Origin of the sequence: Hypericibacter adhaerens (genome assembly GCF_008728835.1) — a bacterium.
Classification (GTDB): domain Bacteria; phylum Pseudomonadota; class Alphaproteobacteria; order Dongiales; family Dongiaceae; genus Hypericibacter; species Hypericibacter adhaerens.
The window spans coordinates 3,789,228-3,815,398 of sequence record NZ_CP042582.1 but is presented as its reverse complement, the minus strand read 5'-3'; the positions used below and the strand labels follow the sequence as shown (position 1 = coordinate 3,815,398).

24 protein-coding genes are annotated in these 26,171 nt (G+C 68.3%); 12 read left to right on the top strand and 12 right to left on the bottom strand.

Annotated elements, in window-relative coordinates; genetic code table 11:
- Positions 1–41: 41 nt before the first annotated feature.
- Both FRZ61_RS16905 and FRZ61_RS16900 read right to left on the bottom strand, forming a co-directional pair.
- Positions 42–824: an N-formylglutamate amidohydrolase gene (locus FRZ61_RS16905; RefSeq protein ID WP_191909067.1), complete on the bottom strand. Its 783-nt coding sequence runs from the start codon at positions 822–824 to the stop codon at positions 42–44.
- Positions 802–2,217 (bottom strand): aldehyde dehydrogenase family protein, encoded by a 1,416-nt coding sequence (locus FRZ61_RS16900; RefSeq protein ID WP_151118831.1) that lies wholly within the window; start codon positions 2,215–2,217, stop codon positions 802–804. The genes FRZ61_RS16905 and FRZ61_RS16900 overlap by 23 nt, the downstream gene beginning before the upstream one ends.
- Positions 2,218–2,409: 192 nt before the next feature.
- On the opposite strand from FRZ61_RS16900, the gene FRZ61_RS16895 reads away from it, so the two are divergent.
- Positions 2,410–3,165 carry an SDR family NAD(P)-dependent oxidoreductase gene (locus FRZ61_RS16895; RefSeq protein ID WP_151118830.1) on the top strand — a complete coding sequence of 252 codons (756 nt, stop codon included), beginning with the start codon at positions 2,410–2,412 and terminating at the stop codon, positions 3,163–3,165.
- 3 nt (positions 3,166–3,168) lie between these two features.
- Here FRZ61_RS16895 and FRZ61_RS16890 read toward each other — a convergent pair whose 3' ends face one another.
- Positions 3,169–3,990: an alpha/beta fold hydrolase gene (locus FRZ61_RS16890; RefSeq protein WP_151118829.1), complete on the bottom strand. Its 822-nt coding sequence runs from the start codon at positions 3,988–3,990 to the stop codon at positions 3,169–3,171.
- 12 nt (positions 3,991–4,002) lie between these two features.
- Positions 4,003–4,746: a GntR family transcriptional regulator gene (locus FRZ61_RS16885; protein ID WP_151118828.1), complete on the bottom strand. Its 744-nt coding sequence runs from the start codon at positions 4,744–4,746 to the stop codon at positions 4,003–4,005.
- A gap of 365 nt (positions 4,747–5,111) precedes the next feature.
- Between FRZ61_RS16885 and FRZ61_RS16880 the strand changes: the two genes are divergently transcribed.
- The 8 genes from FRZ61_RS16880 to FRZ61_RS16845 all read left to right on the top strand — a co-directional run bounded on the left by FRZ61_RS16880 (position 5,112) and on the right by FRZ61_RS16845 (position 14,189).
- A complete protein-coding gene (locus FRZ61_RS16880) occupies positions 5,112–6,917 on the top strand; it encodes a hydantoinase B/oxoprolinase family protein (RefSeq protein WP_151118827.1) in 1,806 nt (601 codons plus the stop codon).
- Positions 6,918–6,998: 81 nt separating this feature from the next.
- Entirely contained in the window at positions 6,999–8,183 is a 1,185-nt protein-coding gene (locus FRZ61_RS16875) for an ABC transporter substrate-binding protein (protein ID WP_151118826.1), read from the top strand.
- A 41-nt stretch (positions 8,184–8,224) separates the two neighbouring features.
- Positions 8,225–8,983 (top strand): ABC transporter ATP-binding protein, encoded by a 759-nt coding sequence (locus FRZ61_RS16870; RefSeq protein WP_151118825.1) that lies wholly within the window; start codon positions 8,225–8,227, stop codon positions 8,981–8,983.
- Between the two features lie 3 nt (positions 8,984–8,986).
- Positions 8,987–9,715 carry an ABC transporter ATP-binding protein gene (locus FRZ61_RS16865; protein WP_151118824.1) on the top strand — a complete coding sequence of 243 codons (729 nt, stop codon included), beginning with the start codon at positions 8,987–8,989 and terminating at the stop codon, positions 9,713–9,715.
- Positions 9,712–10,593 (top strand): branched-chain amino acid ABC transporter permease, encoded by an 882-nt coding sequence (locus tag FRZ61_RS16860; RefSeq protein WP_151118823.1) that lies wholly within the window; start codon positions 9,712–9,714, stop codon positions 10,591–10,593. The genes FRZ61_RS16865 and FRZ61_RS16860 overlap by 4 nt, the downstream gene beginning before the upstream one ends.
- 2 nt (positions 10,594–10,595) lie before the next feature.
- A complete protein-coding gene (locus tag FRZ61_RS16855; protein WP_151118822.1) occupies positions 10,596–11,684 on the top strand; it encodes a branched-chain amino acid ABC transporter permease in 1,089 nt (362 codons plus the stop codon).
- Position 11,685: 1 nt separating this feature from the next.
- Positions 11,686–13,743, top strand: coding sequence for a hydantoinase/oxoprolinase family protein (locus tag FRZ61_RS16850; protein ID WP_151118821.1), 2,058 nt, complete (start codon positions 11,686–11,688; stop codon positions 13,741–13,743).
- A 98-nt stretch (positions 13,744–13,841) separates the two neighbouring features.
- Complete coding sequence (locus FRZ61_RS16845) at positions 13,842–14,189, top strand: DUF3175 domain-containing protein (RefSeq protein WP_151118820.1); 348 nt, start codon at positions 13,842–13,844, stop codon at positions 14,187–14,189.
- A gap of 63 nt (positions 14,190–14,252) precedes the next feature.
- On the opposite strand, the gene FRZ61_RS16840 is transcribed toward FRZ61_RS16845, so the two are convergent.
- The gene (locus FRZ61_RS16840) at positions 14,253–14,486 is read right to left on the bottom strand and encodes a hypothetical protein (RefSeq protein WP_151118819.1); all 234 of its coding nucleotides are present in this window, start codon (positions 14,484–14,486) and stop codon (positions 14,253–14,255) included.
- A gap of 151 nt (positions 14,487–14,637) precedes the next feature.
- Here FRZ61_RS16840 and FRZ61_RS16835 point away from each other — a divergent pair, with 151 nt between their 5' ends.
- Both FRZ61_RS16835 and FRZ61_RS16830 read left to right on the top strand, forming a co-directional pair.
- Positions 14,638–15,837, top strand: a complete 1,200-nt coding sequence (locus tag FRZ61_RS16835; protein WP_151118818.1) for an amidohydrolase family protein — start codon at positions 14,638–14,640, stop codon at positions 15,835–15,837.
- Between the two features lie 47 nt (positions 15,838–15,884).
- On the top strand, positions 15,885–16,865 hold the full coding sequence (locus FRZ61_RS16830; protein WP_151118817.1) for a phosphoribosylaminoimidazolesuccinocarboxamide synthase: 981 nt from the start codon (positions 15,885–15,887) through the stop codon (positions 16,863–16,865).
- A 148-nt stretch (positions 16,866–17,013) separates the two neighbouring features.
- On the opposite strand, the gene FRZ61_RS16825 is transcribed toward FRZ61_RS16830, so the two are convergent.
- Positions 17,014–18,660 carry a GMC family oxidoreductase gene (locus FRZ61_RS16825; protein ID WP_151118816.1) on the bottom strand — a complete coding sequence of 549 codons (1,647 nt, stop codon included), beginning with the start codon at positions 18,658–18,660 and terminating at the stop codon, positions 17,014–17,016.
- A gap of 250 nt (positions 18,661–18,910) precedes the next feature.
- Here FRZ61_RS16825 and FRZ61_RS16820 point away from each other — a divergent pair, with 250 nt between their 5' ends.
- Positions 18,911–19,309, top strand: coding sequence for a c-type cytochrome (locus FRZ61_RS16820; protein WP_151118815.1), 399 nt, complete (start codon positions 18,911–18,913; stop codon positions 19,307–19,309).
- Positions 19,310–19,357: 48 nt separating this feature from the next.
- Here the strand turns inward: FRZ61_RS16820 and FRZ61_RS16815 are convergent, their stop codons facing one another.
- From FRZ61_RS16815 to FRZ61_RS16790, 6 genes are read right to left on the bottom strand one after another with little or no spacing between them, the layout of a single operon-like run.
- Positions 19,358–19,858: a MarR family winged helix-turn-helix transcriptional regulator gene (locus FRZ61_RS16815; protein ID WP_225308859.1), complete on the bottom strand. Its 501-nt coding sequence runs from the start codon at positions 19,856–19,858 to the stop codon at positions 19,358–19,360.
- Positions 19,855–20,439, bottom strand: coding sequence for an amino acid synthesis family protein (locus FRZ61_RS16810; protein ID WP_151118814.1), 585 nt, complete (start codon positions 20,437–20,439; stop codon positions 19,855–19,857). Before FRZ61_RS16810 ends, FRZ61_RS16815 begins: the two co-directional genes overlap by 4 nt.
- Positions 20,436–21,020 carry an amino acid synthesis family protein gene (locus tag FRZ61_RS16805; RefSeq protein WP_151118813.1) on the bottom strand — a complete coding sequence of 195 codons (585 nt, stop codon included), beginning with the start codon at positions 21,018–21,020 and terminating at the stop codon, positions 20,436–20,438. Before FRZ61_RS16805 ends, FRZ61_RS16810 begins: the two co-directional genes overlap by 4 nt.
- Positions 21,013–21,909, bottom strand: coding sequence for a UPF0280 family protein (locus FRZ61_RS16800; protein ID WP_151118812.1), 897 nt, complete (start codon positions 21,907–21,909; stop codon positions 21,013–21,015). The genes FRZ61_RS16805 and FRZ61_RS16800 overlap by 8 nt, the downstream gene beginning before the upstream one ends.
- Complete coding sequence (locus FRZ61_RS16795) at positions 21,906–23,405, bottom strand: 6-hydroxynicotinate reductase (RefSeq protein WP_151118811.1); 1,500 nt, start codon at positions 23,403–23,405, stop codon at positions 21,906–21,908. The genes FRZ61_RS16800 and FRZ61_RS16795 overlap by 4 nt, the downstream gene beginning before the upstream one ends.
- The gene (locus FRZ61_RS16790; protein WP_151118810.1) at positions 23,405–26,167 is read right to left on the bottom strand and encodes a molybdopterin-dependent oxidoreductase; all 2,763 of its coding nucleotides are present in this window, start codon (positions 26,165–26,167) and stop codon (positions 23,405–23,407) included. The genes FRZ61_RS16795 and FRZ61_RS16790 overlap by 1 nt, the downstream gene beginning before the upstream one ends.
- Positions 26,168–26,171 lie beyond the last annotated feature (4 nt).

Here is a 26,171-nt window from a genome sequence, read left to right as displayed (position 1 = left end):
GCCTGTCCATGGCGCCGCGATGGCGGGACAGCAGGTGCCTCTCAGCGGCCGAGGCCCGCGACACAGGCTGCCAGCGCCGGTGCCAAGCTGTCGGCGATAGCGTCGACGCCGCGCTGGGTGGCGAGGCGATCGTTGCGGATCTCGAGATAGAGGCAGGGCAGGTCGCGGTCGAGCGCGTAGCGGCGCAGCGTATAGCCCTCGACCTGGCGCCAGTCATAGGGTTCGTTGTCACCGATCGAGAAGCGGCCTTCGCGGCGCAGGGCGGTCAGCACCGGCGGGCCCATGCGGCAGGCCTCACGCCACAGCACGCCGATCTCGGTCGGCCGATCCTTGCCGTTCACCAGCGGCGTGAAGCTGTGGATCGAGACGACGGCCGGCCGCTGCGAGGCGGCGAAGCCGGCAAGATGGTCGAACGTGGCCCGGTCGAAGGGCTTTCGGGCAACGCGCTCGCGCAGGGCGCGGTCGGCCGGGTCCGGCGCGATATTGGCCGGCACCGGGATGCCGGCCAAGTCGGGTCGCATCACGTCCCAGTCCGTCTCGAAGCGGTTGATGTCGAGAAAGAGACGCGACCAGGTCGCGAGGATGGCCGGCGCCTTCAGCCGTTCGGCCAGGGCCTCGGTCAGCGCGCCGGCGCCGGCGTCCCAGCCGAAATGAGTGTCGAGCAGCGCCCGGGGCAGGCCGAGATCGGCCCAGGGCGCCGGCACGGCGCGCCCGGCATGCTCGCAGATGAGGAGAATGCCGGGCGCGGTGTGGCCTGCGATCGTCCGGATCGAAGCGGCGGCGATGTCTTCGGTCTGCGCCTCAGACAAAACGGGTGCGGACATGGAAGGATTTGGTCTCCGTCGCCTGTAGCAGCCCCTCGCGGCCATTGACCCGGCCGGTGCCCGAGTTCTTGAGGCCGCCCCAGGGCAGGTAGAGATCGGCATGGTCGCAGCGGTTGAGATAGACCGTGCCGGCCTCGACCTGATCGAGCAGGGCCACGCCGGTCTCGCTGTCGGCGGTCCACACGCTGGCCGTGAGGCCGTATTCGGTGTCGTTCATCAGTCGCACCGCCTCGGCATCGTCGCTCACGGTCTGGATCGCGGCGACCGGCCCGAAGGTCTCGTCGCGCATCACGGCCATCGCGTGGTTCACGTCGATCAGGACCTCGGGCTCGACATAGGCCGGCCCCAGATCGCGGGCCGCGCTGCGGCCGGTCGCCAGCGCCTGCCTGGCGCCCTTGGCCAGCGCGTCGGCCACATGGTTGCGGATGGTCGTGGCCGCGACCGCCCGGACGACCGGGCCGATATAGGGCTGCTTGCCGGTGATCGGATGGTCGAGGGTCACGTTCTTCGCCTCGGCCACGAAGGCCTCGGTGAACCGCTTGGCGACCGACTTGTGGACATAGATCCGCTCCACCGAGCAGCAGGACTGGCCGGCGTTGGAATAGCAGCCCTCGACCATGAGCGGGATGGCGCGCTCGATATCGGCATCGGCGCGGATATAGGCGGGATCCTTGCCGCCGAGCTCGAGATGGACCTGGGTCAGCGTGCCGGCCGCGGCCGCATGGACGCGCTTGCCGCCCGCGAGCGAGCCGATGAAGTTGACCGCCCGGAAGCGACCCGTGCCGATGATCTTCTCAGCGTCCGGATGGGTCATATGCACCGCCTGGAACACGCCGTCGGGCAGGCCTGCGGCGGCGAAGGCCTCGGCCGCGATCTCGGCCGTCAGCGGCGTCTGGGGCGAATGCTTGAAGATCACGACATTGCCGGCGATCAAGGGCGCCGTCACCAGATAGCCCATCATCGCGACCGGATAGTTCCAGGCGCAGATGGCGAGCGTCACGCCATGAGGCACGCGGCGCACGAAGCGGCGGATGCCGGGATCGGCCGGATAGCCCTCCTCGGCCAGTGCGTTGCCGGCAGCCTGGGCGGCCAGGTCGCCCACCAGCTTGAGGCGCGGCGTCTCGTCGGCCTGCCAGAGCGGCCGGCCCATCTGCCAGGCGAGCGTCTCCGCGAGCTGCGGCGCGCGCTTCACCATCTCCTGGCCGAAGCGGGCCACCAGCGCCACGCGGGTTTCGAGGGGCGTGCGGGCCCAGTCGCGGGCGGCCGCCTCGGCGCGCGACAGCGCCGCCTCGATCTCGGCGCCGGTGGCATAGCTGCGGCGGGCATAGACCTTGCCGTCGACCGGAGAGACGACCTCCAGGGGCTGGCCCTGGGTATTGACCGCGATGTTCATGATGGCTCCTGGATGGCGGGATTGGCGATGATTGGGCTGTGCTCGATGATGCCCACTGGCGGCAAGTCTAGCGCGATTATCCGATTTGGAAAATTTTTTCGTATTCAGCCCTAAGGCCCGGATGTATGCTTTTTACGCATAGCGGCGGCCTGACGGGCCTCGCGGGAGACAGGAAGAAAAGGCAGGTTCGGGATGCTCGCCTACGATTTCAGCGGCAAGTCAGCGGTGGTCACGGGCGCCGGCGGCGGCATGGGCGAGGCGATCGCGCTGGCGCTGGCCAAGGCCGGGGCCAAGGTCACGGCGATCGACCTCAAGGGCAAGCCCGAGAGCCTGGCGGCGCTGGGCGACCGCATCCAGTTCGCGCAGGGCGATCTGCGCGATCTCGCCTTCGTCGAGAAGACCATCGCCGCCGCCCACCAGCGCGCCGGCCGGCTCGACTATCTCGCCAATGTCGCGGGCGTTCTCTGGTTCGGCCGCGACAAGTCGGCGCTCGAGATGGATCTGGGCGTCTGGGACGAGGTGATGGCGATCAATCTCAAGAGCATGGTTCATACCGCGCGCGCCGCCGTGCCCTTCATGCGCAAGACGGGCGGCGGCGCCATGGTCCATGTCTCGACCGTGCAATGGATGCGCGGCGATCCGCATCCGCAGGACGCGTACCAGGCCTCGAAGGCCGCGGTCTGCGCCTTCTCGCGCTCGCTCGCCATGCAGCTCGCCGCCGACAAGATCCGCTCCAACAGCATCCTGCCCGGCGCCACCCTGACGCCGCTCCAGGCGCGCTGGAGCACCGACGATATCCGCCGCCAGGTGGCCGACTATATCCCGATCAAGCGCATCGGCACGGCCGAGGACATGGCGAACGCGACCCTGTTCCTGCTCTCCGACCAGGCGAGCTACATCACCGGCGTCGAGCTGCCGGTGGATGGCGGGCTCCTGCTGCGGAACTGAAGCTCAGCGGGCCGTCGCCGGTGCGGCGGCCCGTCGATCCTGGCGGCGGATGAAATCGACCGTCGCCTGCGTCAGGATCGCCGGCTGGTCGCGATGGGGCGAATGCCGGCAATTGGGGATCTTCACCAGCTCGGTCTGCGGCGCCTGCGCCTTGATGCCGTCGATCTGCTGCATCGTCGCGTATTCGTCTTCGTGGCCCTGGATCGCCAGCAGCGGGCAGCGGATGCAGCCGAGCTCGGCCTCGATGTTCCAGTTGCGGAACTCGGGGCTGAGCCAGGCGTCGCACCAGCCATAGAAGGCGGAATCCGGATCGACATGGTAGACCGCGAGCCGGTCGTGGAAATCCGTGGTCTCGTAGGCGGTCTTCGCCCGGGCGATGCCGACGAGGGCCTTCTCCTCGACGAAATAGTGCGGCGCCACCACCACGGCGCCGGCGAGCGCCTCGGGCCTGAGCGCGGCATAGAGCAGCGCGATGGTGCCGCCGTCGCTATGGCCGAAGAGCCAGGGCCTCTCGCTGCCGGCGCCGGCCGCGCGCAGAAGGGCGGGCAGGATCTCGGTCGCCTGGCGATGCAGATAGTCCAGCGTCCAGCGTTCTTCGCGCTTGCGCGGCGTGGAGCGGCCATAGCCGGGCCGTGAATAGACCAGTCCCCGGAACCCGCCCGCCTCGCAGAGGGCAAGCGGGTAGTCGCGCCAGGCGGCGATCGATCCCAGGCCTTCATGCAGGAAGACGACGAGCGGCGCCCCGGCGCGTTCGCGCGCGATCCAGCGATATTCGAGACGAAGCTCGCGGCCTTCGGCGGTGATCTCGGCGAATTCGATCGTCATCCGCGGGCGAGGCTAGAGCGCCTTGGCGATGATCTTCGCCGCATCGTCGATATCGGCGCCGATGGCGCGGCCGGCGGCCTTGGCGTCCCGCTTCTTCAGCGCCCGGAGCAGGACATGATGATGGACCTGCGGCGGGGTCGGGGTCCGGGCGATCGCCGCCTGCTGGATGGTGAGGAGGGGCCCGATCTGGAGCCAGAGCGATTCGATCAGCGAGACCAGGATGGTCAGGCCCGATTTGCGATAGAGATAGAAATGGAATTCGCGGTTGCTCTCCAGATAGCCCGGCGACTGCGCCGCGTTCGGCTTCTCCATCGCCGCATTGAGGCGATCGAGCGTCTCGATGTCGGCGTCGGTCACGCGCCCGGCCGCTTCCTCCGCCGCTAGGCTTTCGAGCGAGATGCGGATCTGCGTGATCTCGCGGAACCGCTCGCGGGTGATGACCGGCAGCGCCACGGAGCGGTTGGGCAGCATCTCCAGCACCTGCTCGGCCACGAGCCGGCGCAGCGCCTCGCGCACCGGCATCAGGCTGATGCCGAAGGCGGCGGCGAGGCTGCGGATGGTCATGCGCACGCCGGGCTCGAGCCGGCCCGCCATGATCGCCTGCTTCAGCTGGTCGTAGACTTCGTCGTTGAGCGTGTTGCGTTGCAGCTTCGGCACTTCGAACGGGCCGCTCTCGGCGCGCTTGGGGCGCGCCGCCGGTAACGCGTCGAGCGACAGGCTCGCGCGGGCGGTTTTCTTGGCGGGAGGCTTGGTCATGCGCAAACTCCGTTCGGCCTGGTCCAGCGTGCGGCGGCACCGGTGCCGCGCAAGCCTTTGCCCCTCATGGCCGGGAAATGGCGGTCAAAGGCCGCGGCGACACCCGATCCCTTGGGGCCGGGACCGGTATGCCGAGAAAAATAGGATAACATCGCTTGTGATCACATGCCATTTTTGCTAATGGGTCTGGAGCCGGAACCGGGCGCCAAGACCCAGTGACCGGCGATCCAACGGTCGCCTCGGACGATAGCAAGGCGGTGCGGCGCGGTTCAACGACACCCCGCGTCCGAGCCCGCGCCGTCCGGCATGGAGCGGCCGGGACGAGGAAGGCCGGGGCCGGCGCGCCCGGCGGAGGGGAGACGAGGATGAGCAGCACCGAGACGCGCAAGCCCACCGCCGCCGATATCGGTTTCGATCCGATCCTCATGGCGGTGCTGTCGAGCCGTTTCGAATCGATCATCCGCGAGATGACCAACACGGTCATGAAGGCCAGCCGCTCGAGCGTGATCAAGAACGCGCGCGACATGTCCTGCGGCATCCTCACCTACGACCACCGGCTGGTCTCGGTGGAGGAGGCGCTCCCGATCCACGTGACGGCGCTGGAGCTGACCACGCAGCCGATCACCCAGCTCTTCGACGACATCAAGGAAGGCGACGCCTATCTCAACAACAGCCCCTTCTTCGGCGGCACGCACCATGCCGACCTGACGCTCTGCGTGCCGGTCTTCCACGAGGGCGAGCCGCTGTTCTGGACGCTGGCGCGCTCGCACCATGCCGATGTCGGGGCGCCCCAGCCCACGACCTACCTGCCCTATGCCAAGGACATCTACGAGGAGGGGATGCATTTCCCCTGCGTGCGGATCCAGGAGGGCTTCAAGGACAAGGCGGATATCGTCCGCATGGCCAAGCAGAAGATCCGGGTCAACAACATCTGGTACGGCGACTACCGCGCCCAGGTCGGCGCCTGCCGCACCGGTGAGCGGCGCATCAAGGAACTGATCAAGAGCTACGGCGCTGCCACCATCAAGCAGTTCATCGAAGCCTGGATGGAATATGGCAAGCGGCGCGCCATCGCCGCGATCCAGCAGCTTCCCAGCGGCACCTTCAGCTACCAGGTGCGCCACGATCCCGTGCCGGGCGTGGCCGACGAGGGCGTGCCGATCAAGGCGGTGGTGACGATCGATTCCAAGGAAGGCCTGATCACCGTCGATGTGCGCGACAATCCCGATTGCGTGCCGGGCGGACTCAACCTCTCCGAGGCCTGCGCCGTCGCTTCCTGCCGCATCGGCGTCTTCTACAACATCGATCCCTCGATCCCGCACAATGCCGGGAGCGCCAGCCGCATCGTGCCGCTCCTGCGCGACGGCTGCGTGGTGGGCAAGCCCACTTATCCGATCGGCACCTCCTGCGCCACCAGCAACTGCAACGAACGCTTGGCCAACGCCGTGCAATGCGCCTTCTCCGAGATCGGCGAGCCTTACGGCATGGCCGAGGGCGGCGGCAATTTCTCGGCGGCGCTCGGCGTCGTCTCCGGCACCGACAGCCGGCGCAAGGAGCCGGTGCCATACATCACCCAGCTCATGCTGGGCCTTTCCGGCGGTCCGGGCCACAAGGGCCATGACGGCTGGCTCACCTATGAATGCTCGGTCGGCAACGGGATCATGGTCAGCGATTCGATCGAGGTCGACGAGGCCATGTATCCGATCCTGATCGAGGAGCGCCGCGTCTCGCCCGACAGCATGGGCTTCGGCGAATGGAACGGCGCGCCCGGCACGCAGGGCGCCTATCGCTCGCTCACCGGCGACATGGTGCTCGAATATTGCGGCGACGGCGGCACCTTCCCCGCGCGCGGCGTGCTCAAGGGCAAGGACGGCGCGCCCTCGGGCACCTGGAAACGCGGCGCCAACGGCCATGTCGACCGCCTGCCGGATTTCCATCAGGAGAAGGTGCGCTCGGGCGAGGCGGTGCTGTTCCGGAGTGCGGCCGGCGGCGGCTATGGCGACCCCTTGAAGCGGGCGCCGGAGCGGGTGCTGCGCGACGTGAACAAGAAATGGCTGACCCCGGAGAAGGCCGCCGAGATCTATGGCGTGGCGCTGACCTTGTCGAAGGACGGCATCGACTACGAGGTGGATGCGGCCGCGACCCGGCGCTTGCGCGAGGCGCGGGCCTGACCGGCCGGCGTCAGGGACTGCCCCGCAGGACGCGGGTCTGGAATCGAGAACGATAAGAACGTTGCAAGGGAGGATCGCATCATGGGCTTGAAGTTCATCGGCAAGGTGGCGGCGCTGGGATTGGCCGCCACGCTCCTCGCCTCGGCCGCCGTGCGCGCCGACGAGAAACCCATCATCATCGGCGCCGCCATCGCGCTCAGCGGCGACATCGCACCTTATGACGACGGCCCGGCCAAGGCGATGGAGCTCGCCATCGACGACATCAACAAGAGCGGCGGGCTGCTCGGCCGGCAGATCAAGATCATCTATTCCGACACCAAGTCCGACATCGCCTACGGCTCGACCGCCGCTCAGGACGTGATCGACAAGGGCGCCGACATGGTCGTCGTCACCTGCGACTACGATTATGGCGGAGCGGCCGCGACGGTGGCGGATTCGAAGAACCTGATCGCCTTCTCGACCTGCGCCGGCGATCCCAAGTTCGGTCCCAGCGGCATCGGCCCCAACGCCTTCACCATGGCGACGGGTTCGCCCGGCCAGGCGGCGCTGATGGCCGAATGGGCCTATCAGAAGAAGGGCTGGAAGACGGCCTATGTGCTGCTCGACACCAGCATCGCCTTCGACGCCAGCTGGGCCGCGACCTTCCAGAAGCGCTGGGTCGAGCTCGCCGGCAAGGACAACTTCCTCGGCCAGGACACCTTCGGCGGCGAGGACACCTCGATCGCCTCGCAGATCACCCGCATCAAGGCCCTGCCGAAGCAGCCCGACCTGATCGTGATCTGCTCCTTCCCGCCGCAAGGCCCCGGCGCCATCCGCCAGCTGCGCGCAGCCGGTCTCAACCAGCCGCTGCTGGGCTCCGAATCCTGGGACGGCGACTACTGGCTCGAGGCGGTGCCGGATCTCTCCAACATGTATATCGTCACCTACGGCTCGATCTTCGGTACCGATCCACGCCCCGAAGCCCAGGCCTTCTTCAAGGCCTTCCAGGACAAGTTCGGGACCCGTCCGGTGACCTCGCACGCCATGACCGGCTATGGCGTGATCCAGGCCTGGACCAAGGCCGTGACCGAGGCGGGCACCCTCGACACGGACAAGGTCCGCGACGTGCTGCAGAGCTTCAAGGACGTGCCGACGCTGGTGGGCCCCACGAGCTACACCAAGGACGTCCATATCAACATGCAGCGTGACATGATCGTTCTGGGGATCCAGAACGGGAAGCATGGCAACAGCGAAGGCGTCTATCGCGCGCAGGAAGTGCCGCAATAACGCCACGCGTCGAGACCAATACCGGGATTGGTGTTCTGCTCATGCCGCATCGGGAGGAAGCGGGCCGGGGTTCGTCCCCGGCCGCACTCGAGACCGTCGATGTCGCCGTCCATTTCCAGGGCGTGCGCGCGATCGATGGTGTCAGCCTCGCGCTCCAGCCGGGCGAGATCCTGGGGCTGATCGGGCCGAACGGCGCCGGCAAGACGACGCTGGTGAACGTGCTGACCGGCTTCCAGCAGCCCGGCCGCGGTTCCGTCCGGATGGGCGGGCAGGACATCACCCGGCTCGTCTCCTACAAGCGGAGCCGGATGGGCCTCGCCCGCACCTTCCAGAACGTGCTGCTGTTCGGGGGCCTGAGCGTGATCGAGAATGTCGAGGCGGGCGCCATCGCCGCCGGCCTCGACCGCCATGCGGGGCGCAAGCGGGCCTGGGAAACGCTCGAATGGCTGGGGCTCGCTCATCTGGCCGAGGCCCGCGCCGACACGCTGCCCTTCGGCGAGGAGCGGCGGGTCGGCATCGGCCGCGCGCTTTGCGGCCGGCCGACCTATCTGCTGCTGGACGAGCCGGCGGCGGGCCTGAACACCGCCGAATGCGACGAGCTGCTCCAGATCATCAGCGGCATCCGCAAGGAACTCGGCTGCGGCGTGCTGCTGATCGAGCACAAGATGCCGCTGGTCTTCGGGCTCTGCGACCGGATCCAGGTGCTGGACCAGGGTCGCACCATCGCGCTGGGGACGCCCGCCGCGGTCGCGGCCGACCCGCTGGTGCGCCAGGCCTATCTCGGCGACGAGGTCGCGTGAGCCATGCTCAAGGTCGGCGATCTTCATGTGAGCTATGGCAATGTCGCGGCCTTGCGCGGCGTCTCGATCGAGGTCGAGAAGGGCGAGATCGTCGCGGTCATTGGCCCGAACGGTGCCGGCAAGTCGACCCTGCTGCTGACCATTGCCGGCGTGGTGCGGCCGGCGCGGGGCTCGGTCATGCTGGAGGAGGGCTCTATCCTCGGCATCGCGCCGGAGCGGCTGGTGACGCGCGGCCTGTCGCTGGTGCCGGAGGGCCGGCATATCTTCGCCTCCATGACGGTCGCGGAGAACATCCGCCTTGGGGGCACGGGAAGGCAGGACAAGCCGGCGGTCGCCCAGGATCTCGAGCGGGTGCTGGCTATGTTCCCGATCCTGCGCCAGCGCTACCAGCAGAAAGCCGGCCAGCTCTCGGGCGGCGAGCAGCAGATGCTGGCGATCGCGCGCGCGATCATGGCGCGCCCGCGGCTGCTCCTGATCGACGAGCCGTCGCTGGGCCTGGCGCCGCTCATCGTCAACCAGGTCTATGAGGCGGTCGCGGCGCTGCGGCAGAGCGGCGTCACGGTGCTGGTGGTGGAGCAGAACGTGCATCGCGCGCTGGCGGTGGCGGACCGGACCTATGTGATGAATTCGGGCGCCGTCACCATGGCGGGCCGCTCGGCCGAGCTCAAATCGGCCGAGGGATTCCAGGAGGCCTATTTCGGCTTCCGCGGCGCCAAGGGAGCGGTCGCGTGAACCTGCTGCAGAGCCTGATCGACGCGAGCAGCCTGGGCGCGGTCTATGCGCTGGCGGCGCTGGGCATCGGCCTCACCTTCTCGATCATGCGGCTGATCAATTTCGCCCATGGCGAGCTGATCATGATCGGCGGCTATACGCTCTATCTCTCGGCGAGCCAGCCCTACCTGGTGATGGGCCTGGCCGCCATCCTGGTGGTGACGGTCCTGGCCCTGGGCATGGAGCGCGTCGCCTTCCGTCCGTTGCGCCGCGCGAGCCCGGCGACGCTCCTGATCGCCTCCTTCGCCGTCTCCTTCCTGCTGCAGCATGTGGCGATGATGATCTTCGGCGCCCGGCCCGTGGCGATCGACTTCCTCTCGCCGCTCAACCAGAGCCTCGAGATCGGGTCCTTGCGTGTGCCCTGGCTGCAGCTCCTGGCGCTGGCCGTGACGCTGATCCTGCTGGCGGGGCTCTCGAGCTTCTTCCGCTGGACTGCGATCGGCATCCAGATGCGCGCGGCCGCCGAGGACTTCACCATGGCGCGGCTGGTGGGCATCCCTGCCAACCGCGTGATCGCAGCGGCCTTCGCCATCTCCGGCACGCTCGCCAGCATCGTCTCCGTCTATATGGTCGCCCAGACCGGCGGCGCTTCCTACAAGATGGGCGTCAACATGGTGCTGTTCGCCTTCGTGGCCTCGGTCATCGGCGGCATGGGCTCGCTCGCCGGCGCAGCGCTCGGCGGCTTCCTGGTCGGCGTGGTCTCGGTGCTGCTCCAGACCTACCTGCCCGAGGGCATGCGGCTCTATCGCGACGCCTTCGTCTTCGGCCTCTTCATCGCCTTCCTGCTCTGGCGCCCGCAAGGGTTGCTGGTGAAGGCCTCCGACCGGGAAAGGGTCTGATCATGGCCACGTCTCCGGCCGAACCCTGGTCCGTCGAGCGCCTGCGCAAGATCAAGAGCGCCCTGCTGCTGGGCGTCCTGATCCTGCTGGTGGCGGCGCTGGCCGCCCTGGGGCCGCCGGCGCTCCAGCGCACCGTGACCGAGGCCGTCATCGACCTGGTGGTGGTGCTGGGCATGTTCATCTTCGTCGGCAATTCGGGCGTCCTCTCCTTCGGCCATATCGCCTTCATGGCGATCGCGGGCTACGGCTCGGCCATCCTGACCATCCCGCCGGCCAAGAAAGCCGTGCTGCTGAAGCTGCCACCGGCGCTGGAAGCCCTGCAGCTGCCCGTGGCCCTGGCGGCGGCCATCGCCGCCTTCATCGCCGGTGTCTTCGCCCTCATCGTCGGCGCGCCCATCATGCGCCTCAAGGGCATCGCCTTGCCCATGGCGACCTTCGGCGTGCTGATGGTGGTGCATGTGGTGACCGCCAACTGGCAGGAGGTCACGGGCGGCCGCCAGGCGCTGGTGGGATTGCCGGTCTATGTGAACCTCTGGGTCGCGGTGGGCGTGGCCCTGGTCACGCTGGCGGTCGCCGCCGCCTACAAGATGTCGCGGCGCGGCCTCTTGCTGCAATGCTCGCGCGAGAACGAGGTCGCGGCGACGGCCTCGGGCATCGATCCGGCGCGCGAGCGCCTGGTGGCCTTCGTGCTCAGCGCGGTCTTCGTCGGGCTGGGCGGCATCCTCTTCGCCCATTTCATCGGCACCGTCACGGCCAACACCTTCTATCTCAACCTGACCTTCACCACGCTCGCCATGCTGGTGGTGGGCGGCATGCGCAGCCTCACGGGCGCCGTGGTCGGCGTTGCCGTCGTCTCGACGGTGTCCGAGCTCTTCCGCAGCATCGAGAAGGGGATCGCCATCGGCGACACGGTGCTCTCCGCGCCGCCCGGCCTGCAGGAGATCGCGCTGGCGCTGATGATGCTGCTGATCCTCATCTTCCGCCCGCAGGGGCTGGTGGGCGATTTCGAGCTGGGCTGGCCGCGATGGGGCCGGGGCGCGGCGCGGCCGGCGGCGCCGGCGGCAACCGATCAAACCGCACAGAGAAGCTGACATGTTCGCAGGCTGCATCGATATCGGCGGGACCTTCACCGATCTCATCCTCTACGAACGGGGCAAGGGCCTCGAAATCATGAAATCGCCGACCACGCCCGGCGAGTTCGAGCGCGGCTTCATGGACGTGCTGGCCCTGGCGGCGAAGTCCCGCGGTCTCTCGCTGGGCGATTTCCTGGTCAAGCTCGAGCTCCTGGTGCACGGCACCACGGTCTCGACCAATGCGCTGGTCGAGGGCAAGGTCGCGGCGGCGGGCCTCCTCTGCAATGCCGGCCATCCCGACATCCTCACGCTGCGCGAGGCGCCGCGCAAACGCGCCTTCCTGACCAAGATCGACTATCCCGAGCCCTACATCCCGCGCAAGTTCACCTGCGAGGTGCGCGGCCGCATCGACGCCATGGGCAACGAGATCGAGCCGCTGGTCGAGGCCGATGTCGTTGCGGCGGCGAAGCATCTCAAGACCTGCAACGTCGCGGCGGTCGCGGTCAGCCTGCTGTGGTCGATCGTCAACCCGAAGCACGAATTGCGCGTGCGCGAGATCCTGCAGGAGGAGCTGCCGGGAATCCCGGTCACGCTCAGCCACGAGCTCAATCCGGTGCCGCGCGAATATCGCCGCACCATCTCGACCGCGATCAACGCCTCGCTCTACCCGATCGTCGGCGCTTATGTGAGCAAGCTCGACCAGGCGCTGCGGGCAGCGGGCTACAAGAACGAGCTCCTGATCGCCAATTGCGTCGGCGGCATGATGCCGCCCGACGAGATCATCGCCCGGCCGATCTACAGCGTCATGTCCGGGCCGACGCTGGCTCCCATCGCCGCCATGCAGCTCACCACCGATCCCAACGTGATCGTCGTCGATATGGGCGGCACCACCTTCGACGTCTCGGCGCTGCGCGACCGGCAGCTCGTGATCACGCCGGAGGCCACCTTCGGCATGGACATGCTGGGGATTCCCAAGATCGATGTCCGCTCGGTGGGGGCGGGCGGCGGCAGCATCGCCTGGGTCGATGCCGGCGGCCTCATCAAGGTCGGCCCCCAGAGCGCGGCCGCCAAGCCCGGCCCCGCCTGCTACGGCAAGGGCGGCACCGAGGCGACGGTGACGGACGCCAATGTCGTGCTCGGCATCATCGACCCCGACTATTTCCTGGGCGGGCAGATGAAGCTCGACCGCGCCAAGGCCGAGACAGCGGTGGAGCGCTTCGCCAAGAAGGTCAGGCTCGGCACGGTCGAGGCGGCCTACGCGATCTACACCACCTCGAACCACAACATGATCGGGGCGGTCGAGGACATCACTGTCAACGAGGGCATCGATCCGCGCGACAGCTACCTGGTGTCGGGCGGCGGGGCCACGGCCTGCCATATCGGCGAGATGGCGCAGATCCTCGGCATCAAGCGCTTCATGATCCCGCGCTTCGCGGCGGGCTTGAGCGCCTATGGCGGCCTCATCTCCGATGTGCGCTGGGAGGAGGCGGCGACGCTGCACGAGACCCATGTCGATTTCGCTGTCGAGCGCACCAATGCCCTGATCGACCGCCTGCGCGCGCGCGGCCGCGCCTTCCTCGACCGCGCCGGCTTCCCGCGCGCCAGGCAGCGCTTCGAATATGCCTATCAGGGCCGTTATCTTTACCAGTCCTGGGATATCGAGGTGCCCTTCACGCTGCCGGGCGACCGGCTGACCGAGGCGGATGTGCCGCGGCTCGCCGCCGCCTTCCACCAGATGCATGAGCGCATCTACACCATCAAGGACGAGAACGACGTGGTCGAGTTCACCACCTGGAAGGTGAGGGCGGTGGGCGATACCGGCGGCGCCGACCGGCGCGGCGTCGATCTGCCGAAGCAGCAGGGGGCGCCCTCTCCCAAATCGCGCCGAAAGGTCTATCTCGGTCCGAAGCAGGGTTTCCTCGAAATCCCTGTCTACCAGGGCGACGGGCTTGGCAGCGGCGCCCGGATCGACGGCCCCGCGATCATCGAGGAGCCGACCACCACCATTCTCCTGCTCAGGGGCCAGAGCGCCGTCACCGACGCGCACCGGAACTATCTGGTGGAACTGGCGGGCTGAAGGTCTTTCCGGCTGCCGGGTCCCGACGCAGAGGCGGATTTCCGGAACATCGCCTCCCGGCCCCGTTATCCTGCTTTGCACATGGAAAGGAGCAGACCATGGCAACGCGCAAGCGGGCGGCCCGGGCAAAGGCCAAGGCACCGCGCGGCAGAACCGCGGCCTCCGGCCGCAAGACCGCCCGGCGCTGGTCCGGATCGGTCACGGCGCACAGCAATGCGCTCGATCTGGAGCCGGCGCTGTTCAAGGGCAGCGATCCGGCCTCAATCGCCCGTTCGCTCAAGCGCTCGGCGGAACGCAGCCACCGCCGCAAGGCAGGGCCTTTCCAGTCCGCCATGTCGATGCTGAATTTCTATATCAACCGGGGCGGTCGGAACCTCTCGGCCTCGCGCAAGAAGCTCCTCGAACGGGCCAAGACGGAGCTGCGGCGGCTTTATGGTCGCACCTGAGCGGCGGCAGGGAACATCGGGCGCCGGGATGCGTTAGCCGATTCTCGGGGGTCACCATAATCGTCAGGCACGATCCCGCAGCCGCGTCTCGCCCTTATGGCCGGCGCAGTGGTTGCAGCAAAAGAGCGCGCCGTCGGCCTCGAGCCCATGACCCACGATCTTCACGCCGCAATGGGCACAGGTCGGGGCCAGGGCCTGGATCGCGCATTCGAAACTGTCGAAGGTATGGCGGGTCCCGCCCATCACCACCTCGAAGGCCTTGTCATAGGTGTTTCCGCAGGATTCGCAGGGCTTCATCGGGCAAACTCCCATCAAAGATTGCGGGATCGGGGTCTGTCCGCAACGGCTGCCCCGCCGGGAGGGTTCCCCAGGGCCGGCACTTGCGAGGCAGCGCAGTTCTTTGAATACTGGCGCTTCCAACCCCTGAACACCTCCCGGGAGCAAGATCATGGCAGCCGAGGAAGCCAAGCCGGCCGGCGGGCCGAGCAAGCTCGTCATTCGCAATATCGGCCTGCTGCTGAGCGGCGATCTGCAGAAACCCATCCTCGACGCGGACGCGATCGTCGCCGTCGATGGCCGGATTTCGGCCGTCGGCCGGGCCAAGGACCTGGATCTCTCGGGCGCCGCCACCGTGATCGACGCCAAGGAGACGGCGGTCGCCCCGGGCCTCATCGACAGCCATGTGCATCCGGTGGCCGGCGACTGGACTCCGCGCCAGAGCCAGATCAACTGGATCGACAGCTATCTCCATGGCGGCGTCACCACCATGATCTCGGCCGGCGAGGTGCATATGCCCGGCCGCCCGAAGGACATCCTCGGTGTCAAGGCGATGGCGATCTTCGCCCAGCGCGCCTTCGCCGGCTTCCGTCCCAACGGCGTCAAGGTCCATGGCGGCGCGCCGGTGATCGAGACCGGCATGAGCGAGGAGGATTTCAAGGAGCTCGGCGCCGCCGGGGTCAGGTATCTGGGTGAGGTGGGGCTGGGCGGCGTCAAGGACGGGCCGACCGCAAGGAAGATGGTGGCCTGGGCCCGCAAATACGGGATCCAGAGCACGATCCATACCGGCGGGCCCTCGATCCCCGGCTCGGGGCTGATCGACAAGGATGTGGTGCTCGAGGCCGATACCGACGTGGTCGGCCATATCAATGGCGGCCATACGGCGCTGCCCGACGACCAGATCCGCTGCATCTGCGAGGGCTGTAAGCGCGGGCTCGAGCTGGTCCATAACGGCAACGAGCGCTCGGCGCTCTTCACGCTGCGCACCGCCAAGGAGATGGGCCAGCTCGACCGCGTCATCCTCGGCACCGACGCGCCGGCGGGCTCGGGCGTCCAGCCCCTGGGCATCCTGCGCATGATCGCCATGCTCTCCTCGCTGGGCGAGGTGCCGGCCGAGACCGCGATCTGCTTCGCCACCGGCAACACGGCGCGGATGCGCTCGCTCGATTGCGGCCTGATCGAGAAGGGCAGGGCCGCCGACTTCGTGTTCCTCGACAAGGCGCAGCACTCGCCGGGCAAGACGATGCTGGACAGCATCCGGCTGGGCGACCTGCCGGGTATCGGCATGACCGTGATCGACGGCATCGTCCGCACCCAGCGCAGCCGCAACACCCCGCCCGCGACGCGCATCCCCGAGATCGCCGCGCATTGAGCGCTGCGCCCTTTACCCCGTCACGTCAGAAGCAAAGCCCGCTTTTCATGATCGATCCGACGTCCGTGGAGCCCTATCTCGACCGGGTTCTGGCCGAGGTCTCCTTTCCGGAGCTGCCGAACCACTACAAGGGCAAGGTGCGCGACAATTACGACCTGCCGGACGGGCGCCGGATCATCGTCGCGACCGATCGCTTGAGCGCCTTCGACCGGATCCTCACCTCGATCCCGCTCAAGGGCCAGGTGCTGACGCAGATCGCGCGCTATTGGTTCGACCAGACCCGCGACCTCTGTCCCAACCACGTGCTGGCCTATCCCGACCCGAATGTCGTGGCCTGCCGGCGCCTGACGATCCTGCCGGTCGAGATCGTGGTGCGCGATTACCTTGCCGGCACCACCGGCACCTCGATCTGGCCGATGTACAAGAAGGGTCAGCGCGAGATGTACGGGATCAGGTTCCCGGACGGCATGCGCGAAAACCAGAAGCTGCCGCAGCCCATCATCACCCCCACCACCAAGGCCTTCGATGCCGGCCATGACGAGCCGCTGGCGGCGGCCGAGATCGTCGAGCGCGGAATCCTGAGCCGGGCGCAGTGGGACCAGCTCTCGGCCTATGCCCTGGCGCTGTTCGCCCGTGGCCGCGAGATCGCCGCCCGGCGCGGCCTCATCCTGGTCGACACCAAATACGAGTTCGGCACCGACGAGACCGGCGCCATCATCCTCGCCGACGAGATCCACACGCCCGACAGCAGCCGCTACTGGTTCGCCGACAGCTATCCGGCGCGGTTCGACGCCGGCGAGCGTCCCGAGAGCTTCGACAAGGATTTCGTGCGGAGCTGGGTCACGGCGCGCTGCGACCCCTACAACGACCCGATCCCCGAGATCCCGCGCGAGATGCGGCTCAGGACCGCCGCCGTCTATATCGAGGCCTTCGAGCGCATCACCGGCCGACGCTTCGACTGGCCCGACCCGAAGATCGCGCCGATGGAGCGGATCGGGAAGGCGATACGGGATTATCTGTCGAAGTGAGCGCTCGTCCTGCTCTTCACGTCATCCCCGCGAAAGCGGGGATCCACAGATGGGCCCGAGCGTGGCATCGACATGGACCCCCGCTTTCGCGGGGGTGACGACTATCGTGCTGGATTGGTGAGGGAGAGGACGTCGCGCTCCTGTTTCGTCACTTCGCGTCCGCCAGCACGAACTCCGCCCCGCGTTCGCCCACCATGATCGAGGGGGCGTTGATGTTGCCCGAGGTCACGGTCGGGAAGATCGAGGAATCGACGATGCGCAGGCCCGTGAGCCCGTGGACGCGCAGCCGCGGATCGACCACCGCTTCCTGGGGATCGGGTCCCATGCGGCAGCTGCCGCAGGGATGGAACACCGAATAGGCGCGGGCGCGGATATCGGCGGCGATCTCGTCGTCCGTGGCCTGGTTCGGCGTGGGATGGAGACGCTCGGCGATGACCGAGGCCAGCGAGGGGGCGGCCACCAGCTTCTGCATGAAGCGCACGCCCTCGACGATCTCCTGCATGTCATGGTTGGTCGACATCAGGTTGAGCTGGATCGCCGGTGCCTGCGCGGGGTCGCTCGATCTGATCTCGAGATGGCCGCGGCTGGTCGGCCGGCAGGGCGAGACCGAGACGATGAAGCCGGGGAAGGGATCGGGTCCCATCAGCTTCTTCACGCCCGGCAGCGCCTTCTCGTAGGTGAGCGGCGAGAAATAGAGCTGGATGTTGGGTCGGTCGAGCCCGGGCCGGGAGCGGAAATAGCCGCCGCCCTGGTTGACGCTGAGCGAGAGCGGTCCTTTGCGCGTGAGGATATATTGCAAGCCCACCTTGAGCTTGCCCCACCAGGGATAGAGCTCGTTGTTCAGGCTCGGGCGCGAGGCCTTGAAGATATAGTCGTAGCAGACATGGTCCTGCATCTGCTGCCCGACCGCCGGGCTCTCATGGTGGACCGGGATGCCCACGCGCTTGAGGAGATCGGCCGGACCGACGCCGGAGAGCTGCAGGAGCTGCGGCGAGTTGATCGAGCCGCCGGAGAGGATGACCTCGCGGTTGGCATAGGCGGCGGCCTCCCGGCCCTCGCGGCGATAGGCGATCCCGACCGCCCGCTTGCCCTCGAACAGGATCCGCGTCGCGAACGCGCCGGTGACGACCCGGAGGTTGGCGCGGCCCTGCGCCGGCCAGAGATAGGCGCGCGAGGAGGACCAGCGATAGCCGTTCTTGGTGGTGACCTGGTAGAGCCCGACGCCCTCGATGGTCTCGCCGTTGAGGTCGGGCGTGTATTTCAGCCCCGCCTCCTGGCCCGCCTTCACATAGAGATGGCTCAGCGGATGGACGGCGTTGCGGATGTCGTCGACATGGAGCGGGCCGCCGGCGCCATGGAAGGGGCCGGACCCCAGCGCATGGTCCTCCATCTTCCGGTAGGTCTGGAGCACGTCCTTCCAGCCCCAGCCTTTGTTGCCCATCGCCTCCCAATCCTCGAAATCGCCGGCTTGCCCCCGCGAATAGACCATGGCGTTGATCGAGCTGGAGCCGCCGAGGATCTTGCCGCGCGGGACGTAGTTGGTGCGGTTGTTCAGCCCGGGGATCGGCTCGGACTGATACATCCAGTTGACCTCGGGATTGTAGAAGGTCTTGCCATAGCCGATCGGCACCTGGACCCAGAAGCGGCGGTCCGAGGGGCCGGCCTCGAGCAGCAGCACCTTGTGGCGCCCGTTCTCGGTCAGCCGGTTGGCCAGCACGCAGCCGGCCGAGCCGGCGCCGACGATGATGTAGTCATAGCGGTCCTGGGAACCGGCCGGGGAAGCGGTGTCGTTCATGAAGACGTCTCGGCAATCCGATTTCGTTGAGCGATGCCGCCGGTCAAACCGGACCGTCCCGAATCTGCCATGAAGGGCAGGGAGACGGCGTTGATGACGGAATCGAGTCCTGGCGCCGCCCGATCATACAGCTTCGGCCATGACCTCGCCGCAGCAAAACCTGCGACAGAACGATTCTCGCGAGCCGGACGACGCGATGATAGCTTGGGGCTGTCCCCGCTCAAGGTGAGGTCCCGCCATGAGAATGAGATTGGCTGTCGTCCTGCTGCTTTCGACCGTGCCTGTCGCCGCCGCTTCCGCCCAGGCGGATTGCCCCGTACCGGCTTCGCTCAACGTTTGCAAGACGTGCCACGCGTTGGAGCCGGGCAAACCCTCCCGCCCGACCGGGCCGAATCTCGTCGGCGTGGTCAATCAGCCGGCGATGCATTCGGCCGACTTCACGCGCTATTCGGTGGCGATGAAGGCGGCGCAAGCCAAAGGGCTGGTCTGGACCGAGGATAATCTCATGGCCTATATCGCCGACCCCAAGGCGTTCCTGGCGAGCGTCAACGGCGAGCAGCTCCAGAACGCCATGGCGTTCCAGCTCAAGGACGAGGCCAAGCGCAAGGCCGCGGTCGAAGGGCTGGAGGCGCTCGCCGCCTGCCAGTGAGCGGACCTGTCTCCGGCCGGATGGCCGGAGGAACGGCGCAACCCCGCGTCACGACAGCTTGCGCAGCAGCTCGATCAGCGAGGCCTGTTCGCGTGCGCTCAGCGGCTCGAGCGTCTGGCGGGTGATGGCGGCGGCGTGGGCGAGGGAACGCTCCACCAGCGACTGGCCGGTCTCGGTCAGGGCCACGACGCGCCGCCTTCCGTCCTCGGGATCAGCGCGGGTCGCGATCAGATGGCGTTTCGTCAGGCGGTCGACCACGCCCTTGATGGTGGCGGCGTCCATCGCCGTCAGGCGGCCGAGGCGGTTCTGCGTCGTCGGGCCTTCCTCATAGAGCTTGGCCAGCGTGGCCCAGCGGGTCGGCGTGATGTCCTTCTCCATCTGCCGCGCGAAGATCGCGACATGGCGCTGGCTCACCCGTCGCAGCAGGAATCCCACCTGGTCGTCAAGCCGGTAATCCGGCTGGGAGGGCGCGGCATGGCCGTTGCGGCGCGGTCGCGGGCCGTCGCCGCCGGACGCCGAGGCCGAGCCCGATGTCGCTCGCGATCTCAACGCAGCCCGTCCTCGCCCTTGATCTCGGCCTTGGTCAGGCCGCCCACGCGCGGCAGCGGCCGGCCGCCATCCGTGACGGCCACCGCGACCATGATCTCGTTGGCGCGCGGCGCGTCGTTGATCCGGACCTCCATGCCGTCGAAATGGCTGCGCACGAAGGCGGCGTCCTTATGGCCGAGCGGGATGTCGAGCGCGACGCCGAGCCCGCCGCGCTTCTTGGAGGAGGGGATGAGCGCCGCACCCTTGCCGAGCGTCTTGCGGAAGGGGGCGCCCAGCTTCGGATGGAGAATGGCGGCGGCATGCTCGAGCTCGCCATTCTCGCCGACGGCCGCCGCCTTGCCGTAGCTCTCGACCTTGGCGCCGGGGATGCCCAGCGCCGCCACCGCGCGCTCGGAGAGCAGGCCGCCGAGCTCCTCGCCGATATCGATCAGCTCGGCCAGGTCCTCGACATATTTCCCGGCGAAGGGATTCTCGATCACCGCGATGGCGGCGGCGCGCCGCACCGGCGGCTTCACCTCGCGGCCCTGCTCCTGGTCCGTCTCCTCGACGATGGTGACGATCTTGCGGATCCTGGCTTTCATCTGAGGCCATCCTCTCCCTTGATCTCGCTCGCCTTGAGCCCGCCGACGCGGGCATGGATGCGCGGGCCCGTGGTCATGACCAGCGCCAGCAGAATCTCGTCCGCCCGGGGCGCGTCGGTGATGCCGACCTCGATGGCGTCGAAATGGCTGCGCACATAGGAGGCGTTGATATGGGTGACCGGCACGTCGAGCCGCGTGCCCGGCCCGCCCACCTTCTTGGTCGAGGCCACGATCGCCTTGGCGCCGCCCAGCACCTCGCGCATGCCATAGCCGCCCGGCACATGCCAGAGCGCACCATGCTCGAGCTCGCCGGCCGAGCCGACGATGGCACCCTTGCCATAGCCTTCGATCGCCTTGGGATCGCCGCCCATGGCTGCGATCAGGTCCTTCGCCATGCGCAGACCCAGCGGCTTCAGGTCGTCCATGAAGCCCTGGATCTCCTCCACATAGCGTCCGGCGAAGGGATTCTTGATGACGGCCAGCGCCGCTCCGCGCTTGAGCGTCCTGGCCGGCGCCGGCCCGCCCTCGTGATAGATCTCTTCGACCGAGATCAGGTATTTGCGCAAGCTTACGTCATGCATGGGCGATCACTTTCTTGGGAACCGGGGAAAGAGGCGCGAGGTTGCCGGCGTCGATGCCGACGAGCCGGGTCTCGCCTTGGAGATGCAGCGCCGCGGCGGCGATGAGCCCTCGTTCGCGCAGCGAGCGGGCCGTGGCGTCGCCGGCGTCGAGCGCCCGCGCGATGTCGAAGGGCGCCAGGGCGGGAACATGGCGGGTCACGAGTCGCGCGCCCAGGTCGTTGTCGGGCTGAAGATCGCTCGCCGGCACGCGCAGGATGCCCGGATAGCCCGGCAGATCGACCGCATTGGCGATCACGGTCGCGGCCGCGTCGGCCATGGCGGCGGTGGGCGCCAGCACGGTCACGGCATCGGCCAGCCCCAGCGAGAAGCTGCGCCCGCGCCAGCCGCTGGTGGCGATGCCGCGCACGGGGTCGTGACTCATGACCGTCGCCTTGCCGAAGAGCGAAGGCCGGTCGGGGCGGTCGATCATCGCGACCCGGAAGGACTGGTCGCCGGCGAGATGCAGCGCGATGTCGCCGCCATTGTTGACATAGGCGCGCGAGAGGGATGTGGCTGCGGCCATGGCGCCGAGGATTTCCTCGGCGACCGCGCCGGCGACGGCGGCCATCGGCGTGATGAAGATCCCGTCCGCGAAGGGCGCCACCGCGTCATGCATGCGCCGGGCGACGATGCCCGTCAGCGCACTCCCCTCAGGGCTCGCGGCGCGGCGCAGCAAGGACAGCTCGGCGCAGAGCTCGTCGAGGATCGTGACGAAGCGGTCCGCTGCCGACCGATAGGCCACCGCGACCGCCTCCGCTGTGCCCCAGGCCTCGATGACGAGGTCGATCGGTCCGTCCTGCAGATGCAGCCGGCGGCCGTCGGGCAGGAGTGCCACCTGGGCGCGGCTCATGACGCGTTCCCGTTGCGCCAGGCCGGCGTCATCGGCCAGGGATTCTCGGCGTGGGGCGTCACCTCGCGCCGGTCGGCACCGCGATCGAGGGAACCGAGCGGGCGCACCTGGTCGAGATGGCCGCCCAGCGCCGCGTAATCCTCGAGCCGCATGGTGAACTCGATCGGGGCCACCAGGGCCGGGGTCGGCACATAACCGAAGCCGTTCTCCGGCACGCGCGTGACATCGACCATGAAGGTGATGCCGCCGCCGGGCCAGATATAGACCGGGGCGCCGCCGCAGGTGACGCGGGTGAGGGACTCCTTGACCGAGCGGGTCAGCCGCACCGGGTTCTCGGTGACGCCCGCGCGCAGCGAGCCGCCGGCGCCGCCCATGAAGAGCACGGTGCAGAGGGCCGGCTCGCAATTCTCGCGGATGCGCTCGACCGAGACGCGCAGGCTCTCGGGCAGTTCCTCCTCGACGGGCCGCAGGCTCTCGTCGAGACGGTAGAAGCCGTATTGCTCGCCGGTGGTCGAGACCATCAGCATGGTGGTGCCGGGCTTCGCCACCTTCTTGTCGAAGGGCTCGAGGATCGAGAGCGGGTCGGAGATGTTGGTGCCGCCCCAGCCGGTGCCGGGCTCGGCCACCTGGAAATAGCGGCCGGGCGTGGAGCGGCGCCCCTTCATGCGGATGCCGGTCTCGCCGATGCCGAGATACTTGCCGGCCTGGTGCTCGGAGAGCACGCCGGTGATGTGGTCGTCGACCACCACCACCTCGTCGACCTTGCCGAACCATTGCCGCGCGAACATGCCGATGGTGGCCGAGCCGCAGCCGACCCGCATCCGCTCTTCGGCCGTGCCGTTGACGAGGGGCGGCTTGCCGGCCTGGACCAGCACGCTGGCGCCCTCATCGACGGTGAGCTCGACCGCCTTGCCGTTGCAGAGATCGAGCAGCGTCTCGCAGGTGACGCGGCCTTCCTTCTTGCTGCCGCCGGTCAAATGGTGCACGCCGCCCAGCGACAGCATCTGCGAGCCGTACTCGCCGGTGGTCACATGGCCGACCGCTTCGCCCTGGGCGCGGACCGCATTCTGCTCGGGCCCCAGATGCCGGTCGGTGTCGATTTTGATCTTCACGCCGCAATAGCTGAAGATGCCCTCGGTCACGACCGTGACCATCTCGACGCCCTCGATCTCGGATGCGACGATGAAGGGAGCGGGCTTGTAGTCGGGATAGGTGGTGCCGGCGCCGATCGCGGTGACGAAGGTGCGGTTGCCGCTGACGAGCTGCCCGTCCCAGCCGGCGCCGCGCTCGAACGGCACCACGCTGCCGCCCTGCGACAGCGTGCGGTTCAGCAGGAGATGCGGGTCGACGCGGACGATCTGCCCGTCCTGGTTGGCATAGCGGTCGCAAGCCCCGACGGCGCCGGGCTTGATGTAGCACATGACCGGACAGGCATCGCAGCGGATCTTGCCGTCGCTGCTGGCGGGGCCGGTGGCGCCGGAAGCTGTGACGGCCATCACCCGCGCTCCTTTCCACCAGCGGCGAGGATCGCCGCGCGCACCCGGTCGGGAGTCGCCGGTGCGCGGCGGATGCGCACCCCGGTCGCATCGAAGATCGCGTTGAAGATAGCGGGTGCCGTCGGGATCAGCGCCTGCTCGCCGATACCCTTGGCACCGAAGGGACCGACCGGCGAGGCGTCCTCGATCAGGATCGAGGTGATCTTGGGCATATCGCCCGCCGAGGGGATCAGATAATCGTGCAGGTTCTCGCCGCGGCCGGGCAGGAACTCCTCCATCAGCGCCAATCCCAGCCCTTGCGCGGCACCGCCCTCGATCTGGCCTTCGACCAGGGTCGGGTTGATGGCGCGGCCGACATCATGCGCGGCGGTGAGCGCGAGAAGCTTCACCGTGCCCAGCGCCAGATCGACCTCGATCTCGGCCAGATGCGCGCCGAAGCCATAGACCGCGTAGGGCACGCCCTGGCCGTCGGCATCGAGCGGCGAGGTGGGCGGGTTGAAGGTCGCCTCCTCGCTGAAGACATAGCCGCGGGCGTCGACCGGCAACATGGCCAGATCGATGCGCCGCTCATGGGCGCCGTCCTTGACCGTGACCTGGCCGGGACCGAACTGGATGACCGCATCCTCGCCGGCATTGGCGGCACGCAGGATCTGCGCGCGCAAGGCCCGGCCGGCGAGCTCGGCCGCCTTGCCGGAGACGAAGGTCTGGCGCGAGGCCGAGGTCTTGCCGGCGTCGGGCGTGATGTCGGTGTCGGCGGAAATCCGGTCGATCTTGTCGATCGGCGCGCCCAGTGCATCGGCGAAGATCTGGGTGACGACCGTGTTCGAGCCCTGGCCGATATCGACGGCACCCTGATGCAGCGCCAGGCGGCCGTCCGGCTTGAGGCCGGACCGGATGGTCGAAGGATTGGCCATCGAGGTGTTGCCGCAGCCATACCACATGCCGGCGACGCCGACGCCATGGCGCAAGGGGCCCTGGCTCGCGCGGTTGAAGGCAGCCGCTTCCTCGCGCGCCTCGCGCCAGCGCGGCCGCAAGGCCTCGAGGCAGGCACGGATGCCCACCCCTTCGCCGATCACCTGGCCCGTCGCCGTCGGCTGGTCGCCGCTGAGCGCGTTCTTGATCCGGAACTCGAGCCGGTCGATCCCGAGCTTGTCGGCCAGCTCGTCGAAAAGCTGCTCCTGCGCCAGGGTCGATTGCGGCACGCCGAAGCCGCGGAAGGCGCCGGCCGGCACCAGATTGGTATGGACCGCGCGGGTGAGCGCGCGGTAATGCGGCACGAAGTAGGGGCCCGAGGCATGGACCGGGACGCGGTTGGCGACGGTCGGCCCCCAGGAGGAATAGGCGCCGGTGTTGAAATCGGCCCTGACGTCGATCGCCTGCAGCGAGCCGTCGCGCGCCGCGCCGATCTTCATCCGGATCTGCGAAGGATGGCGCTTGGTCGTGCTCATGATCGATTCGGGGCGCGTATGGACCATGCGCACCGGCTGGCCGGTGATCCAGGCCGCCAGCGCCACGAAGGGCTGTACCGACATGTCGAGCTTGGAGCCGAAGCCGCCGCCGACGGCGGTCGGGATGATGCGCACCTGGCTCTGCGCGATCCCGAGGATCTTGGCGATATCCTCGAGGTTCATGTAGGGCGCCTGGGTGCAGACCTGGACCTCGATCCGGTCGCCCACGCGCCGGGCGAAGCCGGCCTCGGGCTCGATATAGGCATGCTCGACGAAGCCGGTCTCGAACGCGGCCTCGACCGTCACGGGGGCCGACGCCATCGCGGCCTCGACATCGCCTTTGACCACGCGGCCCCGCGTCAGGATGTTGCCCGTCCGCTTCTCATGCAGCAGCGGTGCGCCTTCCGCGAGGGCCGCCGCCATGCTGGTGACGGAAGGCAGTTCTTCCCAGGTGACGGGGAACTGGCGAAGGTCGAGCGCCTCGATCGCGGCCGGCTGTCCGACGACGGCCGCCACCGCCTCGCCGCGGAACTTGGCCTCGCCGAGGGCGAACACCGTCTGATCGGCAAAGGGCGGGATCGGGCCGTAGGGATCGGTGGTGGGCACGTCCCTCGCGGTGAGCACCCGGACGAGGCCGGGATGTTCCGCCACATAGCGGTCGAGATCGCCGAAGCGGAAGCGCGCGCGGTGATGGGGGCTGCGGATCGCGCGCAGCAGCAGGCTGTGGGCCGGCGTCTCGTCGGCGCCGAAGATCTCGGTGCCGTTGGTCTTGGGCTTGCCATCGAGGCGGCGCAGGCGCTTGCCCACGGCCTTTCCGGCGGCGGGATCGCTGTCGGCGACCGGGGCCTCGCCCTGGTCGAGGATGGCCGAGACGATCTTGCGATAGCCGGTGCAGCGGCAGAGCACGCCGCCGATCGCATCCATGGCCTGGGCTTCGGTGGGCTGGGGATTGGCCTCGAGGAGCTTCGTGGCCGCGACCAGCATGCCCGGCGTGCAGATGCCGCACTGCGCGGCGCCATGGCGCAGGAAGGCGTCCTGCAGGCGCCGCGTGACGGGCGAGCTCTCGGAGAGGCCTTCGATGGTGTCGACGCGGCGGCCCTCGACCTGGCCGACCGCGACCAGGCAGGCGCAGACCGGCTCGCCCTCGAGCAGCACGGTGCAGGCGCCGCAATCGCCGGCATCGCAGCCGACCTTGGTGCCGGTGAGGTGAAGCTCGTCGCGCAGCGCCCGCGTCAGCCGCTGGCCCGGCGGCGTGCCGACGCTGACCTCGCGGCCATTGAGGGTGAAGGCGATGGTGGTGCCGGGGCGATCCATGACG